General features: G+C 66.8%; 20 protein-coding genes. 11 read left to right on the forward strand and 9 right to left on the reverse strand.

The window, feature by feature from the left end; all coding sequences use genetic code 11:
• Positions 1-2 precede the first annotated feature (2 nt).
• The gene (locus QOC76_RS17455; RefSeq protein WP_526358704.1) at positions 3-1040 is read left to right on the forward strand and encodes an LLM class flavin-dependent oxidoreductase; all 1038 of its coding nucleotides are present in this window, start codon (positions 3-5) and stop codon (positions 1038-1040) included.
• On the opposite strand, the gene QOC76_RS17460 is transcribed toward QOC76_RS17455, so the two are convergent.
• Both QOC76_RS17460 and QOC76_RS17465 read right to left on the reverse strand, forming a co-directional pair.
• Positions 1041-1478, reverse strand: a complete 438-nt coding sequence (locus QOC76_RS17460) for a nitroreductase family deazaflavin-dependent oxidoreductase (RefSeq protein ID WP_526358567.1) — start codon at positions 1476-1478, stop codon at positions 1041-1043.
• A gap of 5 nt (positions 1479-1483) precedes the next feature.
• Positions 1484-1921, reverse strand: a complete 438-nt coding sequence (locus tag QOC76_RS17465; RefSeq protein ID WP_526358569.1) for an HIT family protein — start codon at positions 1919-1921, stop codon at positions 1484-1486.
• Positions 1922-2047: 126 nt separating this feature from the next.
• Between QOC76_RS17465 and QOC76_RS17470 the strand changes: the two genes are divergently transcribed.
• Positions 2048-3487, forward strand: a complete 1440-nt coding sequence (locus QOC76_RS17470) for a S1C family serine protease (RefSeq protein ID WP_526358571.1) — start codon at positions 2048-2050, stop codon at positions 3485-3487.
• A gap of 130 nt (positions 3488-3617) precedes the next feature.
• Here the strand turns inward: QOC76_RS17470 and QOC76_RS17475 are convergent, their stop codons facing one another.
• Together QOC76_RS17475 and QOC76_RS17480 are read right to left on the reverse strand one after the other, a co-directional pair.
• Positions 3618-4082, reverse strand: coding sequence for a VOC family protein (locus tag QOC76_RS17475; protein WP_526358573.1), 465 nt, complete (start codon positions 4080-4082; stop codon positions 3618-3620).
• A 62-nt stretch (positions 4083-4144) separates the two neighbouring features.
• Positions 4145-4576 (reverse strand): type II toxin-antitoxin system Rv0910 family toxin, encoded by a 432-nt coding sequence (locus QOC76_RS17480; protein ID WP_526358575.1) that lies wholly within the window; start codon positions 4574-4576, stop codon positions 4145-4147.
• 133 nt (positions 4577-4709) lie between these two features.
• On the opposite strand from QOC76_RS17480, the gene QOC76_RS17485 reads away from it, so the two are divergent.
• Positions 4710-4886, forward strand: a complete 177-nt coding sequence (locus QOC76_RS17485) for a hypothetical protein (RefSeq protein ID WP_526358577.1) — start codon at positions 4710-4712, stop codon at positions 4884-4886.
• A gap of 47 nt (positions 4887-4933) precedes the next feature.
• Here the strand turns inward: QOC76_RS17485 and QOC76_RS17490 are convergent, their stop codons facing one another.
• Complete coding sequence (locus tag QOC76_RS17490) at positions 4934-5350, reverse strand: hypothetical protein (protein ID WP_526358579.1); 417 nt, start codon at positions 5348-5350, stop codon at positions 4934-4936.
• A gap of 76 nt (positions 5351-5426) precedes the next feature.
• Between QOC76_RS17490 and QOC76_RS17495 the strand changes: the two genes are divergently transcribed.
• Both QOC76_RS17495 and QOC76_RS17500 read left to right on the forward strand, forming a co-directional pair.
• Positions 5427-6260, forward strand: a complete 834-nt coding sequence (locus QOC76_RS17495) for a helix-turn-helix transcriptional regulator (protein WP_526358581.1) — start codon at positions 5427-5429, stop codon at positions 6258-6260.
• 18 nt (positions 6261-6278) lie between these two features.
• Positions 6279-7670, forward strand: a complete 1392-nt coding sequence (locus QOC76_RS17500) for an amidase (protein ID WP_526358583.1) — start codon at positions 6279-6281, stop codon at positions 7668-7670.
• On the opposite strand, the gene QOC76_RS17505 is transcribed toward QOC76_RS17500, so the two are convergent.
• Positions 7667-8161 carry a DNA-deoxyinosine glycosylase gene (locus QOC76_RS17505; protein WP_526358585.1) on the reverse strand — a complete coding sequence of 165 codons (495 nt, stop codon included), beginning with the start codon at positions 8159-8161 and terminating at the stop codon, positions 7667-7669. The genes QOC76_RS17500 and QOC76_RS17505 overlap by 4 nt on opposite strands.
• A 23-nt stretch (positions 8162-8184) precedes the next feature.
• Here QOC76_RS17505 and QOC76_RS17510 point away from each other — a divergent pair, with 23 nt between their 5' ends.
• The gene (locus QOC76_RS17510) at positions 8185-9300 is read left to right on the forward strand and encodes an adenylate/guanylate cyclase domain-containing protein (protein ID WP_526358587.1); all 1116 of its coding nucleotides are present in this window, start codon (positions 8185-8187) and stop codon (positions 9298-9300) included.
• 12 nt (positions 9301-9312) lie between these two features.
• Positions 9313-10437 carry an adenylate/guanylate cyclase domain-containing protein gene (locus tag QOC76_RS17515; protein ID WP_526358589.1) on the forward strand — a complete coding sequence of 375 codons (1125 nt, stop codon included), beginning with the start codon at positions 9313-9315 and terminating at the stop codon, positions 10435-10437.
• A gap of 276 nt (positions 10438-10713) precedes the next feature.
• Here QOC76_RS17515 and QOC76_RS17520 read toward each other — a convergent pair whose 3' ends face one another.
• Positions 10714-12945, reverse strand: a complete 2232-nt coding sequence (locus QOC76_RS17520) for a heavy metal translocating P-type ATPase (RefSeq protein ID WP_526358591.1) — start codon at positions 12943-12945, stop codon at positions 10714-10716.
• A gap of 62 nt (positions 12946-13007) precedes the next feature.
• Here QOC76_RS17520 and QOC76_RS17525 point away from each other — a divergent pair, with 62 nt between their 5' ends.
• On the forward strand, positions 13008-13652 hold the full coding sequence (locus QOC76_RS17525) for a DUF305 domain-containing protein (protein ID WP_526358706.1): 645 nt from the start codon (positions 13008-13010) through the stop codon (positions 13650-13652).
• A gap of 10 nt (positions 13653-13662) precedes the next feature.
• On the forward strand, positions 13663-14094 hold the full coding sequence (gene dtd, locus QOC76_RS17530; protein WP_526358593.1) for a D-aminoacyl-tRNA deacylase: 432 nt from the start codon (positions 13663-13665) through the stop codon (positions 14092-14094).
• Here dtd and QOC76_RS17535 read toward each other — a convergent pair whose 3' ends face one another.
• Positions 14095-15003: an AIM24 family protein gene (locus QOC76_RS17535; RefSeq protein ID WP_526358595.1), complete on the reverse strand. Its 909-nt coding sequence runs from the start codon at positions 15001-15003 to the stop codon at positions 14095-14097.
• A gap of 73 nt (positions 15004-15076) precedes the next feature.
• Here QOC76_RS17535 and QOC76_RS17540 point away from each other — a divergent pair, with 73 nt between their 5' ends.
• Complete coding sequence (locus tag QOC76_RS17540) at positions 15077-15280, forward strand: hypothetical protein (protein WP_526358597.1); 204 nt, start codon at positions 15077-15079, stop codon at positions 15278-15280.
• Positions 15281-15356: 76 nt separating this feature from the next.
• Entirely contained in the window at positions 15357-15923 is a 567-nt protein-coding gene (gene abmR / locus QOC76_RS17545; RefSeq protein ID WP_526358599.1) for an ATP-binding transcription factor AbmR, read from the forward strand.
• 14 nt (positions 15924-15937) lie between these two features.
• Here abmR and QOC76_RS17550 read toward each other — a convergent pair whose 3' ends face one another.
• Positions 15938-16702 (reverse strand): DeoR/GlpR family DNA-binding transcription regulator, encoded by a 765-nt coding sequence (locus QOC76_RS17550; RefSeq protein WP_526358708.1) that lies wholly within the window; start codon positions 16700-16702, stop codon positions 15938-15940.
• Between the last annotated feature and the right edge of the window lie 37 nt (positions 16703-16739).

Raw genomic sequence — 16739 nt, forward strand, 5'->3', positions numbered from 1 at the left:
ATATGCGACTTTCCGTCCTCGACCTCGTCCCTGTGCGCACCGATCAGTCGACGTCCGACGCGCTTTCGGCGTCCACCAAGCTTGCGCAGACCGCTGACCAACTGGGTTACACCCGCTACTGGGTCGCCGAACACCACAACATGCCGTCGGTGGCGGCCACCAGCCCGCCGGTGCTGATCGCCCACCTGGCGGCCAACACCTCGCATATTCGCCTCGGCTCCGGCGGTGTGATGCTGCCGAACCACGCGCCGCTGGCCGTCGCCGAACAGTTCGCGCTTCTGGAGGCGGCCCATCCCGGCCGCATCGACCTCGGTATCGGCCGCGCGCCGGGCTCCGACCCTCTGACGTCGTATCTGCTCCGCAATGCGGCGGGACGCGACGATAGCGACATCGACCGGTTCCCGGAGTATCTGGAGCACGTCGCCGCGATGATGAGCGCCAGCGGTGTGCACGTCTCCATCCCTCAGCAGGACTACATCCTCAAGGCGACGCCCGCCGCGACCAGCGAGCCGCGACTGTGGCTGCTCGGCTCGTCGATGTACTCCGCGCGCCTCGCCGCGGCCAAGGGGCTTCCGTACGTGTTCGCGCATCACTTCTCGGGGCAGGGCACCGCCGAGGCGCTGGCCGTCTACCGATCTGAGTTCCAGCCGAGCGATCTCGCAGCCGAGCCGGTCACGTTCCTGACCGTCAACGCGGTGGTGGCCGAATCACACGACGAGGCAATGGCGTTGCTGCTGCCGAACCTGCAGATGATGGCGAAGTTGCGCACTGGCCAGCCGCTCGGGCCGGTCGATCTCGTCGAGGAAGCCGAACAGAACCGGCTGACATCTCAGGAGTCGGCGGTCGTCGAGTCCGGTCTGCGTCGAGCCGTCGTCGGGGACCCGATCGAGGCCGCGGAGCAGGTTCGTGCACTGGCGGAGGAGTTCGGCGTCGACGAGGTGATGGTGCATCCGGTGGCCTCGGCTCGCCGCGGTACCGATCCCGCGACAGCACCGGCACGCGACAAGACACTCGAACTGCTCGCCAAAGAGCTGTTCTGATCACGCTTTTGGCGTCAGCCTGACAATCGGGATCGGGCGCCTGGTCTTCTTCTGATACTCGTTGTAGGACTTGTTGTACTTGGTGACGATCTTCCACAGCCGTTCGCGGTCCGGGTCGCCGGGCAGGACGGGTTGCGCCGTTACTGCGAAACGCCTTGGACCCACGTTGATTTCGATATCGGGATCAGCCTTCAGGTTGTGGTACCAGCCCGGCGAACGCGACGCGCCGCCGTTTGATGCGACCACCAGGTAGTCGTCTCCGTCACGCGCGTAGGTCAGCGACGTGGTACGGGCCTTTCCGGTCTTGGCGCCGACGGTGTGCAACAGCAGGCTCGGCAGCAGCATCAGCCGATGGCCGACCCAGCCGTTGGTCCGCTGATAGACGGCGTCGTGCAACCGCAGATAGGTGCCGAACGTTTTCTGAATGAGGGAAGCCATGTCCGTCAGTCCTGCTGCGCCGCGTCGAGTCCAGCCAGCGCGTCTCGCAGGATTCTGGCGGTCTCCTCACGATCGGGATCGCGGCGCAGCAGCATGCCCTTGGCGAACGACAGCTTGTCACCGGATTGCCGGGGCAGCACGTGCAGGTGGATGTGGAACACGCTCTGAAATGCGGCCTTGCCGTCATTTATGACGACGTTGTTGCCGTCGGCGTGCAACCCGGACCGGCGCGCCGCTTTCGAGATGCGCTGTCCGATGCGGACAAGGTCTGCGCAGGTCTCGGGCGGCGTGTCGGTCAAGTCGACGGTGTGACGCTTGGGGATGACGAGCGTGTGGCCGCGGGTGAACGGGCGGATGTCGAGGATGGCCAGGTAGCCGTCGTCTTCGTAGATCCGGATGGCGGGGGCCTCACCCGCGACTATGGCACAGAACACACATGACATTCGGCCAGGCTAACTCGTGACCGAAGTCTTGGACTGTATAGATCCTTCTCTCAGTCCAGTCTCAGTGAACGAGTGCACAGTGAGGCTAACCATTTCGCTCCCCACTGTTAAGGGAAGAACCACGCCATGAAAAAGCAATCGCGGTCATCGCTGCGTCGATCCGGCCGTGCATCACGCCCGGGCCAGCCTGTGAGGCAACAATATTCGGGCGTTCCCCCCGGGGAGTATCAGCAGCCCTACGACTGGCGTTACGCAACGCAGCAGTCGCCGCCGCCATACAGTCCCGATGGCACTGCCTATCAATCTGATTCGGCTCCGACGGCACCGATACCCATGGTACGCAAGCGATCTCGAACCGGCGCCGTCGTGGCTGCAGCCGCGGCTGTGGCCGTGGTGTCCGGCGGTCTCGGCGCAGCGGTGCTGGCCAACCGCTCTGACCCCTCCGCCGCCAACAGCGCCGCCACCGCCGCCACAGCAGCGGCGCCGGTCCCCAACCAGCCCGTCGCGGCACCGCCTGTCGGCTCGGTCGAGCAGGTTGCCGCGAAGGTGATGCCCAGCGTGGTGAAGCTGCAGATCACGATGGGGCAAGGCGCCGAAGAGGGCTCTGGCATCGTACTGAGCTCCGACGGTCTGATCCTGACCAACAACCACGTCGTGGCCGCGGTGAGTGGCCCTGCCGCTGATCGGCAGGCGCTGGGCGGACAAGGACAGGGCGATCAAGGCTTCCCGGGTGGCCAGGCACCGGATCAACCGGGCGACCAGCCGTCCTTCGGCAACGGCGGATTCTCGAGCCAGGGCGGCGAGGCCACGGTGGCCTTCTCCGACGGCAAGACCGTACCGTTCACCGTTGTCGGCACCGATCCGGCCGATGACGTCGCCGTCGTTCGGGCGCAGGGTGTTTCGGGGCTGACCCCGATCACGATGGGATCGTCGAAGGACCTGAAGGTCGGCCAGAACGTGGTGGCGATCGGCTCGCCGCTCGGGCTGGAAGGCACCGTGACGACGGGCATCATCAGCGCGCTGGACCGTCCGGTGGCCACCGGAGACGGGAGCAACGGCCAGCATTCGGTGATGAACGCGATACAGACCGACGCCGCGATCAACCCCGGCAATTCCGGCGGAGCGCTGGTGAACATGAACGGTGAACTCGTCGGAGTGAACTCGGCGATCGCATCGATGGGTGGCGGGTCGGAGTCCCAAGGCGCGCAGAGCGGTTCGATCGGTCTGGGTTTCGCGATCCCATCCGATCAGGCCAAGCGCATCGCCGACGAACTGGTGTCGACGGGCAGCGCGACGCACGCGTCGTTGGGCATTCAGCTGACGCAGGATCCCGGCGCGCACGGGGCCGCCGTCGCGCAGGTGGTCGACGGTGGTCCGGCCGCGGCTGCGGGGCTGCCGGGCGGTGTGGTGATCACCAAGGTCGACGACCGGCCGATCGACGGTGCCGATGCACTTGTCGCCGCGGTGCGCTCGAAGGCACCAGGAGACAACGTGACTCTGACGTACACCGACGCATCCGGCGCCGCTCAGACCGTGCGGGTCACCCTCGGCCAGTCGCAGACTTAACCGGTAGCCGGGTGGGCTAGGCGTTCTTGTCGCGCCCGACTCCTCGTCGGCTGGTCCCTCGCCGCCTTCGTCGTCAGGCGTTGTCGTCGCGCCCGACTCCTCGTCGGCTCGTCCCTCGCCGCCTTCGTCGTCAGGCGTTCTGCCTGGCCCACTCGGCCATTCGGCGGTCGCGTTCCTCGGCCGAGACGTCCTCGACGCGCATCATCACGGTCCAGCGCTGGCCGAACGGATCGAGGATCGACGCGAAGCGGTCGCCCGTGACGAAGGTCTGCGCAGGTTCGCGGATCGTCGCGCCTGCCTTCTCGGCGCGCGCCACCACGGCGTCGGTGTCGCCGCAGTACAGCGCCACCGAGTGGGTCGCGAACCCCGCCGGGTCCGCGGCGGCGATCTGGTAGGCCTCGTTCGGGTCGGACAGCTGTAGCCGGCCGTTGCCGAAGTCAAGCTCGGCATGGGCGACCGTGCCGTTCGGGCCGTCTATCCGGTCGACGAGCTCGGCACCGAACACCGCGACGTAGAAGTCGATCGCGGCGGAGGCGCCCTCGACGCACAGGAACGGGGTCAGGCTGTAGCCCTCGGGTATCGGTTCAACACTCATGTCCGCCAGCGTGGCCAACCGGCGCCGGTGCGGGATTGGAATTTCGCGCCAGCCGCTGCGCTTCAGCTGTAGAGCTCGGAGAATCGCTCGATCGATCGCTCGATGTCTCCCTTGACCAGCCGGGCGGCGGTGGCGCCGATGGGCCCGAACAGCGGCCGTCCGCCGAGGTCGATCTTCACGGTGAAGTCGCATCCCGATTCGGTGGGTTTGACCGTCATCCGCAGTCCGTACTTCGTGCCGCCGACGCCCTCGCCGGTCACCGCCAACAGCTTCGGCGCGTCGAGTTCCTTGACCGTCCAGGTGACCCGGTTGCGCATCCCCTTGACTCCTGCGACACCTACCAGCGTGGTGCCGAGTTCAAGCTCGTCCGGCAGCTCACTGCGCCAGCCCTGATGCATCTTGAGCCAGTCGCCCAGGGTCGAGAAGTCAGACACGTGTGCCCAGGCGTCGGCCGGTGTCATCGAAAGGCTGCGGGACAGCTCGAGTTTTGCCACTGGTGAATCGTAACCATCGTTTCCTGCCAACCGCCGATCAATTTCTGCCACCGGAATTAACCGTCTGACCTGTTGGTTTAGCAGGTCAGAGGGCACCGACAAGAGCCCACAGAGATACGAAGAAGGCACTGAGATGAAGAAGTTCGGAATTGCAGGGATCACCGGGTTCGCCGCAGCCGGCCTCGCCGCCGCGATCCTCGGCTTCGCCACTCCGGCGCAGGCCGACGTCGTCCACCACGACTGGATTCACGACATCCAGCCGACGGTGAACGTGCCTCAGGTCGACATGACCGTTCAGCAGAGCCGCTGACGAAGACACGCGACGAGGGCACCCGGTGTCGGGTGCCCTCTTTTGTTTCAGCTCGGAGGTGGGGTGTCCGCCCCGCCGATGCACTGCATGTTCGCGGCGCTCTTCCACGTCACACCGTCGGGACGTGCACCGGTCAATGCGCCGGTGCTCTGATCGACCACGCCGGTGTAGTGCGTCGTGGTTCCGTTGTCCCAGCCGATGCCGAAGGCAACGGTCGTGCCGTCGCTGCCGCCCTCGCCGGCCCCGCGCCAGAGCACGCCTTTGTTGGGTGGGAGGGCGACGGCGGAGCCGCCGACACTGCGCCCTGCGGTCGCGGCCGTCACCGTCCAGCCATCGCTCTGCAGCAGCCTCAAGGACGGCCCGAACTCCCATCCGGTTGGGCAGTCGACGTTCGCGTGGCCGACAGCAGGGCATACCAGGAGACCGGCGGCGATTATCGGCGTCGCCAAGAATGCGCGTGACATACGGGTAGAGGTTAGGCGAGGCTGACCCGCCGGGGTAAGGGTGTTCCGGCGCGGACGCCTTCGTAGCCTTGGATACGTGGGTGCTGACCAGGACGAAACGCATGCCGCCCCACTGCGCGGCGTTGTCGGCCGTGCCGCCTCCACGTCGCTGTTCGACCTTGATCGCTGGGCACCGTCGGAGTCAGCAGGTCGGTTCGTCGAGCATTTCTGGTCGGTGAGTTGGGACCTGCGGGGTCGCGAACCGCTAGCGAACACGGTGATCACCTTTCCGTCGCTGCATATCACCCATGAGTGGGGAAGTGACAGTCCGCGCCACGGATTTCCGTTGCCGAACACGCTCGTACACGGCGTGACCGAGCGGGTCTTTCACACCACGATCAGCGAGCGCGGCACGGTCGTCGGCGCGCGGTTCCGTCCCGGCGGATTCACCGCCCGCTTCGCTCGCGACGCCGGCGACCTGACCGGACGCATCGCAGCCGTCGATGCCGAGTTGTTCGGCGCGCCAGTTCAGCTCGAGAACGCCGTCGAGTCGGCCGCCGCAGGCCTTGACGACGCGATCGCCGCATACACCGGTGACATGGATTCGACGTTCACGTCGCTGACCACACTCGTCGAGCGGATCCGCGACGACGATCGTCTGCACCGGGTGGAGCAGGTGATGGGGCTCTCGCCATGGAGTGCCCGCACCACGCAGCGGGTGTTTCGGCGCTATGTCGGTGTACCGGTGAAATGGGTGCTGTGCCGGTACCGGCTGCAGCAGGCGGCGCTGGAGATCGAAAGCCATCCCGGCGTCGACTTCGCCGATCTGGCGGTCCGCCTCGGCTGGTACGACCAGGCGCATTTCATCAACGACTTCCGTTCGATGCTGGGCAGTACGCCGGGCGAATACGCCAGCGCGCACGGCGGCTAGCCCGATACGCTGCCGCGAGTGGAGTCCACCGACCTGGCGTTCGCAGGCGCCGCAGAACAGGCGCGCCTACTCGCTGCGGGCACCGTCACGGCGCCCGCATTGCTCGACCTGTATCTGGAGCGCATCGCGCGATTGGATCCGGAGTTGCGTGCCTACCGCGTCGTGCTGGCCGAGTCCGCGCGTCGGGAAGCGGCCGCCGCGCAGGCTCGGCTGGACAACGGCGAGCGGCTACCGCTGCTCGGCGTGCCGATCGCGATCAAGGACGACGTCGACGTCGCCGGCCAGGTGACCACATACGGCACCAGCGCATACGGGCCCGCCCGAACGGCGGACGCCGAGGTGGTGCGCAGGCTCCGTGCGGCGGGCGCGGTCATCCTCGGTAAGACCACCGTGCCGGAGATGATGATCTACTCGTTCACCGAAACGCTCGAGTTCGGTGCGACTCGAAATCCGTGGAATACCAACCGCACCCCGGGTGGCAGCAGCGGCGGCAGCGGCGCCGCGGTCGCAGCGGGTTTGGCATCGATGGCGCTGGGTTCCGACGGTATGGGTTCGATTCGGATCCCGTCGACGTGGTGCGGTCTGTTCGGGATCAAGCCGCAGCGAGACCGCGTCCCGCTCGCACCCCACGACGGCGCGTGGAACGGTCTGTCCGTCAACGGTCCGATGGCGAGAACCGTCGAGGACGCCGCCGTGTTCCTGGACGTGACGTCCACTACGCCTGCCGCCGAAGGAAGTTTTATCTCCGCGGCCGGCCGTGATCCCGGACGATTGCGAATTGCGTTGAGCACCAGGGTTCCCCCACTTCTGACGGCAAGGGTCGGCAAAGCCCAGCGGGCCGCCGTCGACGAGGCCGCGGCGCTGCTGCGTGAACTCGGTCACCAGGTCGTGGCGCGCGACCCCGACTATCCGGTCGGTGCGGTCTACGGACACCTGCTGCCGCGCTACTTCCGCGGTGTCTACGACGATGTGCAGACGCTGCCGCGCAAGGAGCGGCTGGAACGGCGCACCCGCGCGTTCGCCCGCATCGGCGGGTTGATCTCCGAGCGCCGGATGGCAGCTATCCGCGGCGCGGAAGCTGAACTGGCGCAGCGTGTTCTGTCGATCTTCGATGACGTCGACGTGGTGATCACGCCGGGTACGGCCGGCGGCCCGTCGCGCATCGGCGCTTATCAGGGACGCGGTGCCGTCTCGACGCTGACACTGGTCGCGCAGCGGGTGCCGTTCCAGGCCATGTTCAACGGAACGGGTCAGCCGGCCGCGGTCGTGCCGTGGAGCCTCGATGGAGAGGGCCTGCCGACGTCGATACAGATCGTTGGCAGGCCGTTCGACGAGGCCACGCTGCTGTCCCTCGGCGCGCAGATCGAGAAGGCACGACCATGGGCGCACCGGCGCCCGCCGGTGTCCTAGGCGCCCAAAGCATCCCGCCACGCCCGCAGCTTGTCTGCGTACCGCATGGTCTGGGCAGGGCTCGTCGATGGCAGCCGCCGGTAGCGCAGCGCGCGGTCGATGCCGGCGAGGCGGACGAAGTTCCTCTCCGCCGCAGCGCCGTTGAACAAGATGCGCTCGATCGCGGGGTGTGCGGCGAGGAACGCCGAGAAGTCGTTGGCCACCATACTGTCCGGCTCGATCGCCGAATCCAGGCTGCCCGCTCGTCGGCACAGCCGCAGCACATCCCACACCGCAACACCGCGTACACGCAACGCGGTGATGCGCTCCTCGTACGGCGAGGCCGGGTCGAATCCGAGGATGTCGCCGGCGATGCGCCAGAAGGCGTTGCGCGGGTTGCCGTAGTACTGCTGGGCGGACAGCGACATCACGCTTGGCATATTGCCGAGGATGAGGATCCGCGCGCTGTCGTCCGCGATCGGCGGCAATCCCTCCAGCAACGGTCCTGCCATGCCAACAGGTATACGTTGACAGCGTGGCCGACGACATCGATATCGAGGCTTCGGGCCTGCTCGACGGCCTTGAAGGGCAGGCGCGGGCAGAACGCGCCGAGCTGATCGAATACCTGCTCGACGACGGTTTCACCGTTGACCACATCCGGTCGGAGTTCGCGCCGATGCTGATGCCCGCCGGTCGCGTCGTCGGTGACGACGGGATGCGCCTGTCGGCGCGGCAGATCTGCGAGGACACCGGCGTCGACCTGGAACTGCTGGAGGCCATACAGCGGGCCCTTGGGCTGCCACGGGTCGACGACCCCGATGCGCCGGTTCATCTGCGCGCCGACGCCGACGCGGCGGTCCGCGCCCGGGTCTTCGTCGACGCAGGCTTCAGCCGCGAGCAGGTGATCGCTGTGGCCCGCGTGCTCGGACAGGGCATGGCGCAGACGGCCGAGGTGATGCGGCAGGTGGTGCTCGAGGCGGTGATCGAGCCGGGCGCGACGGAAGTCCAGATTGCCAAGGCCTACGGTGAACTGGTACAACAGGTTTCGCCGATGCTCGGACCTTTGGCCGAGGACGTGCTGCGCTTGCAGCTTCGCCACGGGTTGGAAACCGAGGCGGTCAGCGTCGCCGAGCGAGCGGCGGGAAAGCTGCCTGGCGCGCGTGAGGTGACTGTCTGCTTCGCCGACCTCGTCGGCTTCACCCGGTTGGGCGAGGCAGTGCCGCCGGAGGAGTTGGAGAGCCTCGCGAATCGGTTGTCCGCTATCGCCCGCGACGTCGCGGTGCCACCCGTGCACTTCATCAAGACGATCGGCGACGCAGTGATGTTCGTCAGCACGGACGCGGCCGCGTTGTTGCGTGCCGGGCTCGAGTTGTTGGCCGCCGCGGAGAAAGAGGACCTACCGCAGTTGCGCGTCGGCCTGGCAGCGGGCAGTGCGGTCCGGCGGGCGGGGGACTGGTTCGGCAGCCCGGTCAACCTGGCGAGTCGGGTGACAGCGGTGGCCCGGCCAGGATCGGTGCTCGTCGCCGAACCGGTGCACGAGGAGATCGGCGAGACCGACGATTTCTCCTGGTCGTTCGCCGGCGCGCGGCACCTCAAAGGGATCAAGGGCGAGGTGAAGCTTTTTCGGGCACGCGCGGCGGATACGGAATAGTATGTTCACCCCATGGCTTCGGACGCCGAGTTCGAGGCGTTGGGCATGCTCGACGGCCTGGAGGGCGATGCGCGGCAGGAGCGCATCGACCTGATCAGTTGGCTGCTCACCCGAGGTTTCCGGCTCGACCACATTCGCGGTTCGGTTGGAGCGCCGCTGAGCCTGCCCGCCAACCGGGTGATCGGCGACGACGGCGAGTACGTGTCCGCGCGCCAAATATGCCAGTCGACCGGAATCGATCTGGGTTTACTGCAACGGATCCATCGTGCGATCGGCCTGCCTCGCATCGCAGATCCTGACGCACCGAATCTGTTGCGCGTCGACGGCGAGGCCGCCGCGCAAGCACGGATCATTCTCGACCTGGGGATCAGGCCTGAGGACGTGGTCGCGGTCCTGCGCGTGATGAGGGAGAGCCTCGGCCATGCGGCTGCGGTGATGCGTGAAGCGGGGCTGAAGGCGATTTTGAAACCAGGCGCCACGGAGATCGAAGTGGCCGGGGCGATTGAGGCACTGGCGCTGCGGGCGGCGCCGTCTTTCGGGCCGATGATGGAGGCCCTGCTGCGGCTGGAATTACGCCGTTCGTTCGAGACCGAAGCGGTAAATGCGGCCGAGCGCGCCGCCGGAATACTCCCCGGCGCCCGGCGGATGACGGTGTGCTTCGCCGACCTAACGGGCTTCACTCGACTTGGTGAGGCGCTTCCGCCGGAAGATCTTGAGCGCGTTGCCAACCGGCTCGCCGAACTGGCCCACGACTTATCACATGCACCGGTACGGTTCGTCAAGTCCATCGGCGATGCGGTGATGCTGGTGTGCTCGGATGCCCTGCCGCTGGTCGTTGCGGTGCTGGACCTGGTGGCCGCCGCCGCCGCGAACGACTTGCCGCGCTTGCGGGTAGGCGTCGCAACGGGCTCTGCGGTGACGCGGGCGGGGGATTGGTTCGGCAGCCCCGTCAACGTGGCGAGCCGGGTGACCGCGGCGGCACAGCCGGGATCGGTCTTCATCGCCGAGTCCACGAAGGACGCCATCGGCAGTGCGGGTGACCTGTCCTGGTCGTGGATCGGTCCGCGACATCTCAAGGGCGTCAGTGGCGAAGTCAAGCTCTTCCGTGTCCAACGGGCCGTACCGCAGTTCACTTGAGTCACTTCTGAATCATCGGTTCTAGCAGACAAAAGAACTCGCTGACTAATCCGTTAGTAACCAAGATCAGTTGGGTAGCCCCACCGCAGTCGGGTAGTCGAAAGGGCACCACCGTGGACACACGAGGCACAAGCGCAGATTCGGCAGGAACGTTCCCGTTGGCGACCGCGGCAGAGTTGTTGACACTCTCGTCCATCTGTCCGGCCTGCGGCTATCCGACCATCGGCAGGGGCCTGTGTGCTTACTGCCGCCCCCTCACGCAGGGCCAATCGGCGACTACCGGACTCGGCGCCTGAACCTGCGCAGGCGCAGGCTGTTCGTCACTACGAATAGCGAGCTGAAAGCCATTGCAGCACCGGCAATCAGCGGATTGAGCAGACCTAGGGCGGCGAGTGGCAGTGCGGCGATGTTGTAGGCGAAGGCCCAGAAAAGATTGCCCTTGATGGTGCCCAGTGTCGCGCGGGACAGCCGGATGGCGTCCGGTGCAGACCGAAGGTCGCCACGCACGAGGGTGAGGTCGGAGGCGGCGATTGCCACGTCGGTGCCGGTGCCCATCGCAAGCCCCAGATCGGCCTGCGCAAGCGCGGCGGCGTCGTTGACACCGTCGCCCACCATCGCGACAACCTTGCCCTCGTCCTGCAATCGCTTGACCTGGGTCACCTTGTCGGCGGGCAGCACCTCGGCGATCACCTGGTCGATGTCGAGCTGACGTGCAACCGCCTCGGCCGCCCGGCGATTGTCGCCGGTCAGCAGGATCGGTGTGAGGCCGAGCTCGCGGAGCTCGGTGACCGCGGCGTGCGATGTCTCCTTGATCGTGTCGGACACGACGACGATCGCGCGGATCCGGCCATCGACCGCCACCCAGATCGGTGTGCTGCCGTCGGCCTCAGCGCGCTCGGCCGCGTCCCGAAGTGCTTCGGGCGCCTCGAGTGCCCACTGGTCGCGCAGCCAGCTGTAGCGACCGGCGGCGAGCAGGTGATCGTCGACGACCCCGACAACGCCTCTGCCGCTGTGGTTTTCGAAGTCGGTCACCAGCGACAGCGGGCCCGCCTGCGCGGCTCGCATCGCAACGGCGCGCGCGATCGGATGCTCAGATGCGTGCTCGAGTGAGCCTGCCAGCCGCAGCACGTCGACATCGGAGGCGTCGTCGACGACATGCACAGCCGTGACAACCATCTGGCCTGTGGTCACCGTGCCTGTCTTGTCGAGCACGACGGTGTCGACGCGCCGGGTCGATTCCAGAACTTGCGGGCCCTTGATCAGGATTCCCAACTGAGCGCCGCGCCCGGTACCCACAAGCAGCGCCGTCGGCGTGGCCAGTCCAAGCGCGCAGGGACAGGCGATGATCAGGACGGCGACGGCGGCGGTGAAGGCGGCGGTCGCCGAAGCGCCCGCCAGTAGCCAGGAGGCGAGCGTCAGCGAAGACAGCCCGATGACGATGGGGACGAACACGGCCGAAACCCGGTCGGCCAAGCGCTGCACCTCGGCCTTGCCGCTCTGCGCCTCGGTGACGAGGCGAGCGATCTGGGCGAGTTGGGTGTCGGAGCCGATGCGCGTCGCGCGGACCTCGAGCCGTCCGCCGACGTTGACGGTCGCCCCGACGACACCGTCGCCGGGGCCCACCTCGACCGGCACGGGCTCACCGGTCAGCATCGACGCATCCACCGCGGACGTGCCCGATACCACCACGCCGTCGGTGGCGATCTTCTCGCCGGGCCGCACGACGAAGACGTCGCCGACGATGAGTTCGCCGATCGGAATTCGTGTTTGCGTCGACCCTTCGCGCAGCACAGCCACGTCTTTGGCGCCCGCGTCGAGCAATGCGCGCAGCGCCGCGCCAGAACTCCGCTTGGCGCGTGACTCGAAATAGCGACCGGCGAGGATGAACGTGGTGACGGCTGCGGCAACCTCCAGGTAGAGATGCGCACCGCCGTCGTCGTTCGCGATGAGGCTCAGTGTCATCTTCATGCCCGGGGTGCCGGCGTGGGTGAACAGCAGCGCCCAGACCGACCAGAGATAGGCCGCGGCGACGCCGACCGAGATCAGCGTGTCCATCGTCGCCCCCCGGTGGCGCAGGTTGGCCACCGCCGCGCGATGAAACGGCCAGGCGCCCCACGCCGCAACGGGCGTGGCGAGGGCGAGCGCCACCCACTGCCAGTAGTCGAACTGCAGCGCGGGCGCCATCGACAGCAGCACCACCGGAATGGTCAGCGCGGCCGAGATCAGCAGGCGGCGCTTCCACGCCGTCGTCTCGGCGGTTTGGTTCTCACTACGCGCGGGTAGCGTTGCGGTGTAACCGGTTTCTTCGACCGCGTCGACCAGGTTGTCGGGGGTGATTCTGTCCGGAAAGTCGACTGTTGCCTGCTCGGTCGCGAAGTTGACGGTTGCGACGACGCCATCCAACTGGTTGAGCCGCTTCTCGATGCGCGCCGCACACGAGGCACACGACATCCCGCTGACGGCCAAGGTGAGCTTGTGCCGGTCGGTGGTGTCGGCGGTCGGCGGCATGTTGCCAGCCTATACCCGTAGGGGGTATAGGTAAAGGTGACGGCGAAGGGATCACAGACATGATGTGGAAACGAGCAGTTCTGACGGGTGCAGGCGCCGTGGCGGCGATGGTGATCGCGGCCGGCTGTAGTGATGGTGGCGCAGGAACAGGGCATTCGGCGGGACAGGGGTCGTCGGCGTCGTCGTCGGTAACCGCGGCGCCCAGCGGCCAGGATCACAACGACGCGGACGTCATGTTCGTCCACCACATGATTCCGCATCATCAGCAGGCGATCGAGATGAGCGATGTCATCCTGGGCAAGCGGGGCATCGATCCCCGGGTCACCGAACTTGCCACTGAAATCAAGGCTGCACAGGGTCCCGAGACCCAGCAGATGCAGGACTGGCTCGGCCAGTGGGGCAATCCGCCGATGCCGTCCATGGCTGGAAGCGGGGGCGACGGTGGCCACGAGATGGACGGCATGTCCGGCGACGGGATGGGCATGATGTCCGACGAACAGATGACGGCGCTGCGAAGCGCCGAGGGCGTCGAGGCGAGCAGGTCATTCCTGATCGGCATGATCAAGCACCACGAGGGTGCAATCGATATGGCGCAGAACGAGATCGGGAACGGTCGGTTTCAGCCGGCGGTCCAGCTCGCGCGTGCCATCGTCAAGTCCCAGCAGCAGGAGATCGACACGATGAAGGGGATCCTCGAGACGCTGTAGCGTCGTCGCCGTGCGAATCCTGGTTCAGCGGGTCACCTCGGCCTCGGTGACGGTCGACGGCGAAACCGTCGGCGCGATCGAACCCGACGGCCAAGGCTTGCTCGCGCTGGTCGGTGTCACGCACGACGACAACACGAGCAAGGCGCAGCGGCTCGCCGAAAAGCTCTGGCAATTGCGCATTCTCGACGACGAGAATTCGGCGGCCGACGTCGACGCACCCATCCTGGTCGTCAGCCAGTTCACCCTCTACGCCAACACCGCCAAGGGCAGGCGCCCGACGTGGAACGCCGCCGCGTCCGGCGCCGTCGCCGAGCCACTGGTGACCGCTTTCGCCGACGCGCTACGAGGGCTCGGCGCGCACGTCGAGACCGGCGTATTCGGCGCAGACATGAAGGTCGCACTCGTCAACGACGGCCCCGTCACAGTGCAACTGGAGCTGTGACTACGCCGTCGCGGTGACCTGAGCACCCTCCGAGGGCTGCACGATCACGAAACCCTGCCCGTGGAACGACACCTGGACTGCTTCACCGGATCCGCGACCGATCAACGCACCCGCCTTGAAGCTCGTCTTCAGTTGCGTCTGCAGGTGCGCCGACCACGCCACGACCGCGTTGGCGTCGGCGAACGTCGGTGCCTCGGCGGCGTTCAGCACCACAGGCGGACCGTCCGTCGTCAACGCCACCCAACCGGTGCCGCGCAGCGTCGTGTTGAACAGCCCGCCTGTCGCGATGCTGCCGCCCTTCACCCGCTCGATGTTCCAGTCCAGGCTCGACGAAAACGCCAGCACGTTCTTCCCGCTGATCGACAGCCCGGAGTTGTTGATGTGCAGCAGGTGCACGTCATAGGCGCGCTCGGCAAGGAAGACGTCGCCCTGCCCCTGACACCGCATCAACGGCAGGCCCTCACCGGTCAACGCCTTCTTGATGAACTTCGACGCGCCGCCGCCCTCGAACGAGAAGTCCACATTGCCTTGATAGGCGACCATCGAACCCTGCCGCGCCATGAACGGTTCGCCGAGGCGCACGCGAAGCAGCTTCGAATTCTGGTTCGCGATCGGCTTGGCCTCTTTCTCGCTGAACCGTCCGTCGACGAGATCACCGGTGATTCCCGCGAAACCGTCTCCCTGAGGAGCCTGCCCGCAGCCGGAAGGCGGACCGCCCTGTTGAACCTGGGCCTGGGCCGGTGCGCCGCCTTGCGATGGGCGGCCGGGGCCCGCTGCACCGGCCATCGGAACGCGGTTCACCTGACCCCGATGAGAGACCTGATCCGTCCAACGCCGCCCATCCCACCAGCGGTACTCGTAGCGGCCATCGGGATCGGGTTGCCAACTACCGGGTCCGGGTCCAGTCACCGTCCACTCCTTCGTGCGTCATGGGTTTCTCGACACTATGCCGTGGTTGCCGCGACGCTGGCATGCTTACTACATGGCAAAGGAGATCGACCGGGTGCGAGCGCAGAGCGCCGTCGCCGTCATCAGACGGCACCCCGGCATGGTGCTGTTCGCGGTCTCGCCTGCGATCGTGGCGCTGGCGGCCGTGTGGTGGTTGTTCGGTGCGGGCTGGGCCGCGTTGTTGCTGGTCGGGATGGTGCTCGGCGGGGGCGCCGCGGTGCTGATCAAGCGCAACTAGCGACTTTTCTAATATCAGCCGTTCGCCCTCGGTGAAAGCCGCGCCATCGGCGCTGCAACGATGTAATCATGTAATCATGAGGCAACATCACGCACATGGTCGACGGTCGGGCCGCCCCGGCGGCTGGCAGCAGGCCAATCAGCCAGACGCAGGCGACGCCCCCGAGTGGTTCGCCGGCCGCCTGCCCGACTGGTTCGACGGCGACCCCGCCGTGGTCGTCGACCGCGAAGAGATCACCGTGATCGGGCGGCTACCCGAGCCCGAAGGTGAAGAGAGCGAAGCCCGTGCATCGGGCCGGGCGTCCCGATTCCGCGAGGAAACGCGGGCGGAGCGCATGCGGATCGCCGACGAGGCGCAGGACAAGTACGGCCGCAAGGTCTCCTGGGGCGTCGAGGTCGGCAGTGGCGAGGCGGCCGAGCGAATCCTGTTCACCCACATCGCCGTTCCGGTGATGACGCGACTGCGCCAGCCGGAACGCCAGGTCCTCGACACGCTCGTCGACGCCGGGGTCGCCCGGTCGCGCTCCGACGCGCTGGCCTGGTCGGTCAAGCTGGTCGGCGAACACGCCGATGAGTGGCTGACCAAGCTGCGCGACGCGATGAAAAACGTCGACGACCTCAGGTCAGAAGGCCCGCAGGTCTGAGTCGATCGCGAAAGTCAGCGGCCGTGTCGGTCTTCGTCCGGTGTACCCACGGCGACCCGGATGACCGGTATCGGAAGCTGCGCGGCGCGGATCGGATCGAGCATGGCATCCGTGATGCCGGCAGTGAAGTGCTCGAAGCCGAAGACTTTGAAGAGCGCTTCGCGCCCGAATTTGGAGCTGTCCGCGACGAAGAACGCCTCGCTCGCGATGGACCGCATCTTGCGCTTTAGCTCGATCTCGTAACTCGAGGTGGAGTATATGCCGTCGTCCATGACCGTGCCTGCGCCGAAGATGGCCACATTGACCCGCAGGTTCTCCACTTGCTGGAGGGACGAGGGGCCCCACATCCCGAAGCCGGACGGCAGCAGTTCCCCGCCGATGAACACGAGGTTGATCGATCGTTTGGTCGCAACCTCCAGGCCGACACGCAGATCGTGGGTGACGACGGTCAGTCGCGAATGATGGAGATGACGAGCAACCTCGAGCGTCGTCTCGCCGCTGTCGAGCAGTATCGTCTGCCCCTCCAGCACCCGCTCGGCCATCGCGGCGCCGATGGCCGCCATCTCTGCGCGATGCCTGCCATGGCCGCCGGCCGGCGCATCGGCAGGCTTCACAGGCAGCGCGCCGCCGTGCGTGCGTTGGACGAGGCCTTGCGCTTCGAGCTTGTCCAGATCGCGGCGAATGGTCGAGGCGTCGACCGCAAAGCCTTGGGCTAATGCGTTGACGCTTTGAAAACCGCGGTCCATCAAATGGTTCAGGATGTCCGCGCGACGCGACATGGACACCGGACCCCCTCCGACGATGCAGCCTCCTGCA

Source organism: Mycobacterium sp., from assembly GCF_032159565.1.
In the GTDB taxonomy this organism is placed as follows: Bacteria; Actinomycetota; Actinomycetes; order Mycobacteriales; family Mycobacteriaceae; genus Mycobacterium.

What these genes read in the sequence shown, in the direction of transcription:
- QOC76_RS17525 (WP_526358706.1), top strand. Translation starts at nt 13,008, where the DNA reads ATGTGGAAACGAGCAGTTCTGACGGGTGCAGGCGCCGTGGCGGCGATG.
- QOC76_RS17520 (WP_526358591.1), bottom strand. Translation starts at nt 12,945, where the DNA reads ATGCCGCCGACCGCCGACACCACCGACCGGCACAAGCTCACCTTGGCC.
- QOC76_RS17455 (WP_526358704.1), top strand. Translation starts at nt 3, where the DNA reads ATGCGACTTTCCGTCCTCGACCTCGTCCCTGTGCGCACCGATCAGTCG.
- QOC76_RS17540 (WP_526358597.1), top strand. Translation starts at nt 15,077, where the DNA reads ATGGCAAAGGAGATCGACCGGGTGCGAGCGCAGAGCGCCGTCGCCGTC.
- QOC76_RS17515 (WP_526358589.1), top strand. Translation starts at nt 9,313, where the DNA reads ATGGCTTCGGACGCCGAGTTCGAGGCGTTGGGCATGCTCGACGGCCTG.
- QOC76_RS17460 (WP_526358567.1), bottom strand. Translation starts at nt 1,478, where the DNA reads ATGGCTTCCCTCATTCAGAAAACGTTCGGCACCTATCTGCGGTTGCAC.
- QOC76_RS17475 (WP_526358573.1), bottom strand. Translation starts at nt 4,082, where the DNA reads ATGAGTGTTGAACCGATACCCGAGGGCTACAGCCTGACCCCGTTCCTG.
- QOC76_RS17550 (WP_526358708.1), bottom strand. Translation starts at nt 16,702, where the DNA reads ATGTCGCGTCGCGCGGACATCCTGAACCATTTGATGGACCGCGGTTTT.
- QOC76_RS17490 (WP_526358579.1), bottom strand. Translation starts at nt 5,350, where the DNA reads ATGTCACGCGCATTCTTGGCGACGCCGATAATCGCCGCCGGTCTCCTG.
- QOC76_RS17470 (WP_526358571.1), top strand. Translation starts at nt 2,048, where the DNA reads ATGAAAAAGCAATCGCGGTCATCGCTGCGTCGATCCGGCCGTGCATCA.
- abmR (WP_526358599.1), top strand. Translation starts at nt 15,357, where the DNA reads ATGAGGCAACATCACGCACATGGTCGACGGTCGGGCCGCCCCGGCGGC.
- QOC76_RS17465 (WP_526358569.1), bottom strand. Translation starts at nt 1,921, where the DNA reads ATGTCATGTGTGTTCTGTGCCATAGTCGCGGGTGAGGCCCCCGCCATC.
- QOC76_RS17505 (WP_526358585.1), bottom strand. Translation starts at nt 8,161, where the DNA reads ATGGCAGGACCGTTGCTGGAGGGATTGCCGCCGATCGCGGACGACAGC.
- QOC76_RS17485 (WP_526358577.1), top strand. Translation starts at nt 4,710, where the DNA reads ATGAAGAAGTTCGGAATTGCAGGGATCACCGGGTTCGCCGCAGCCGGC.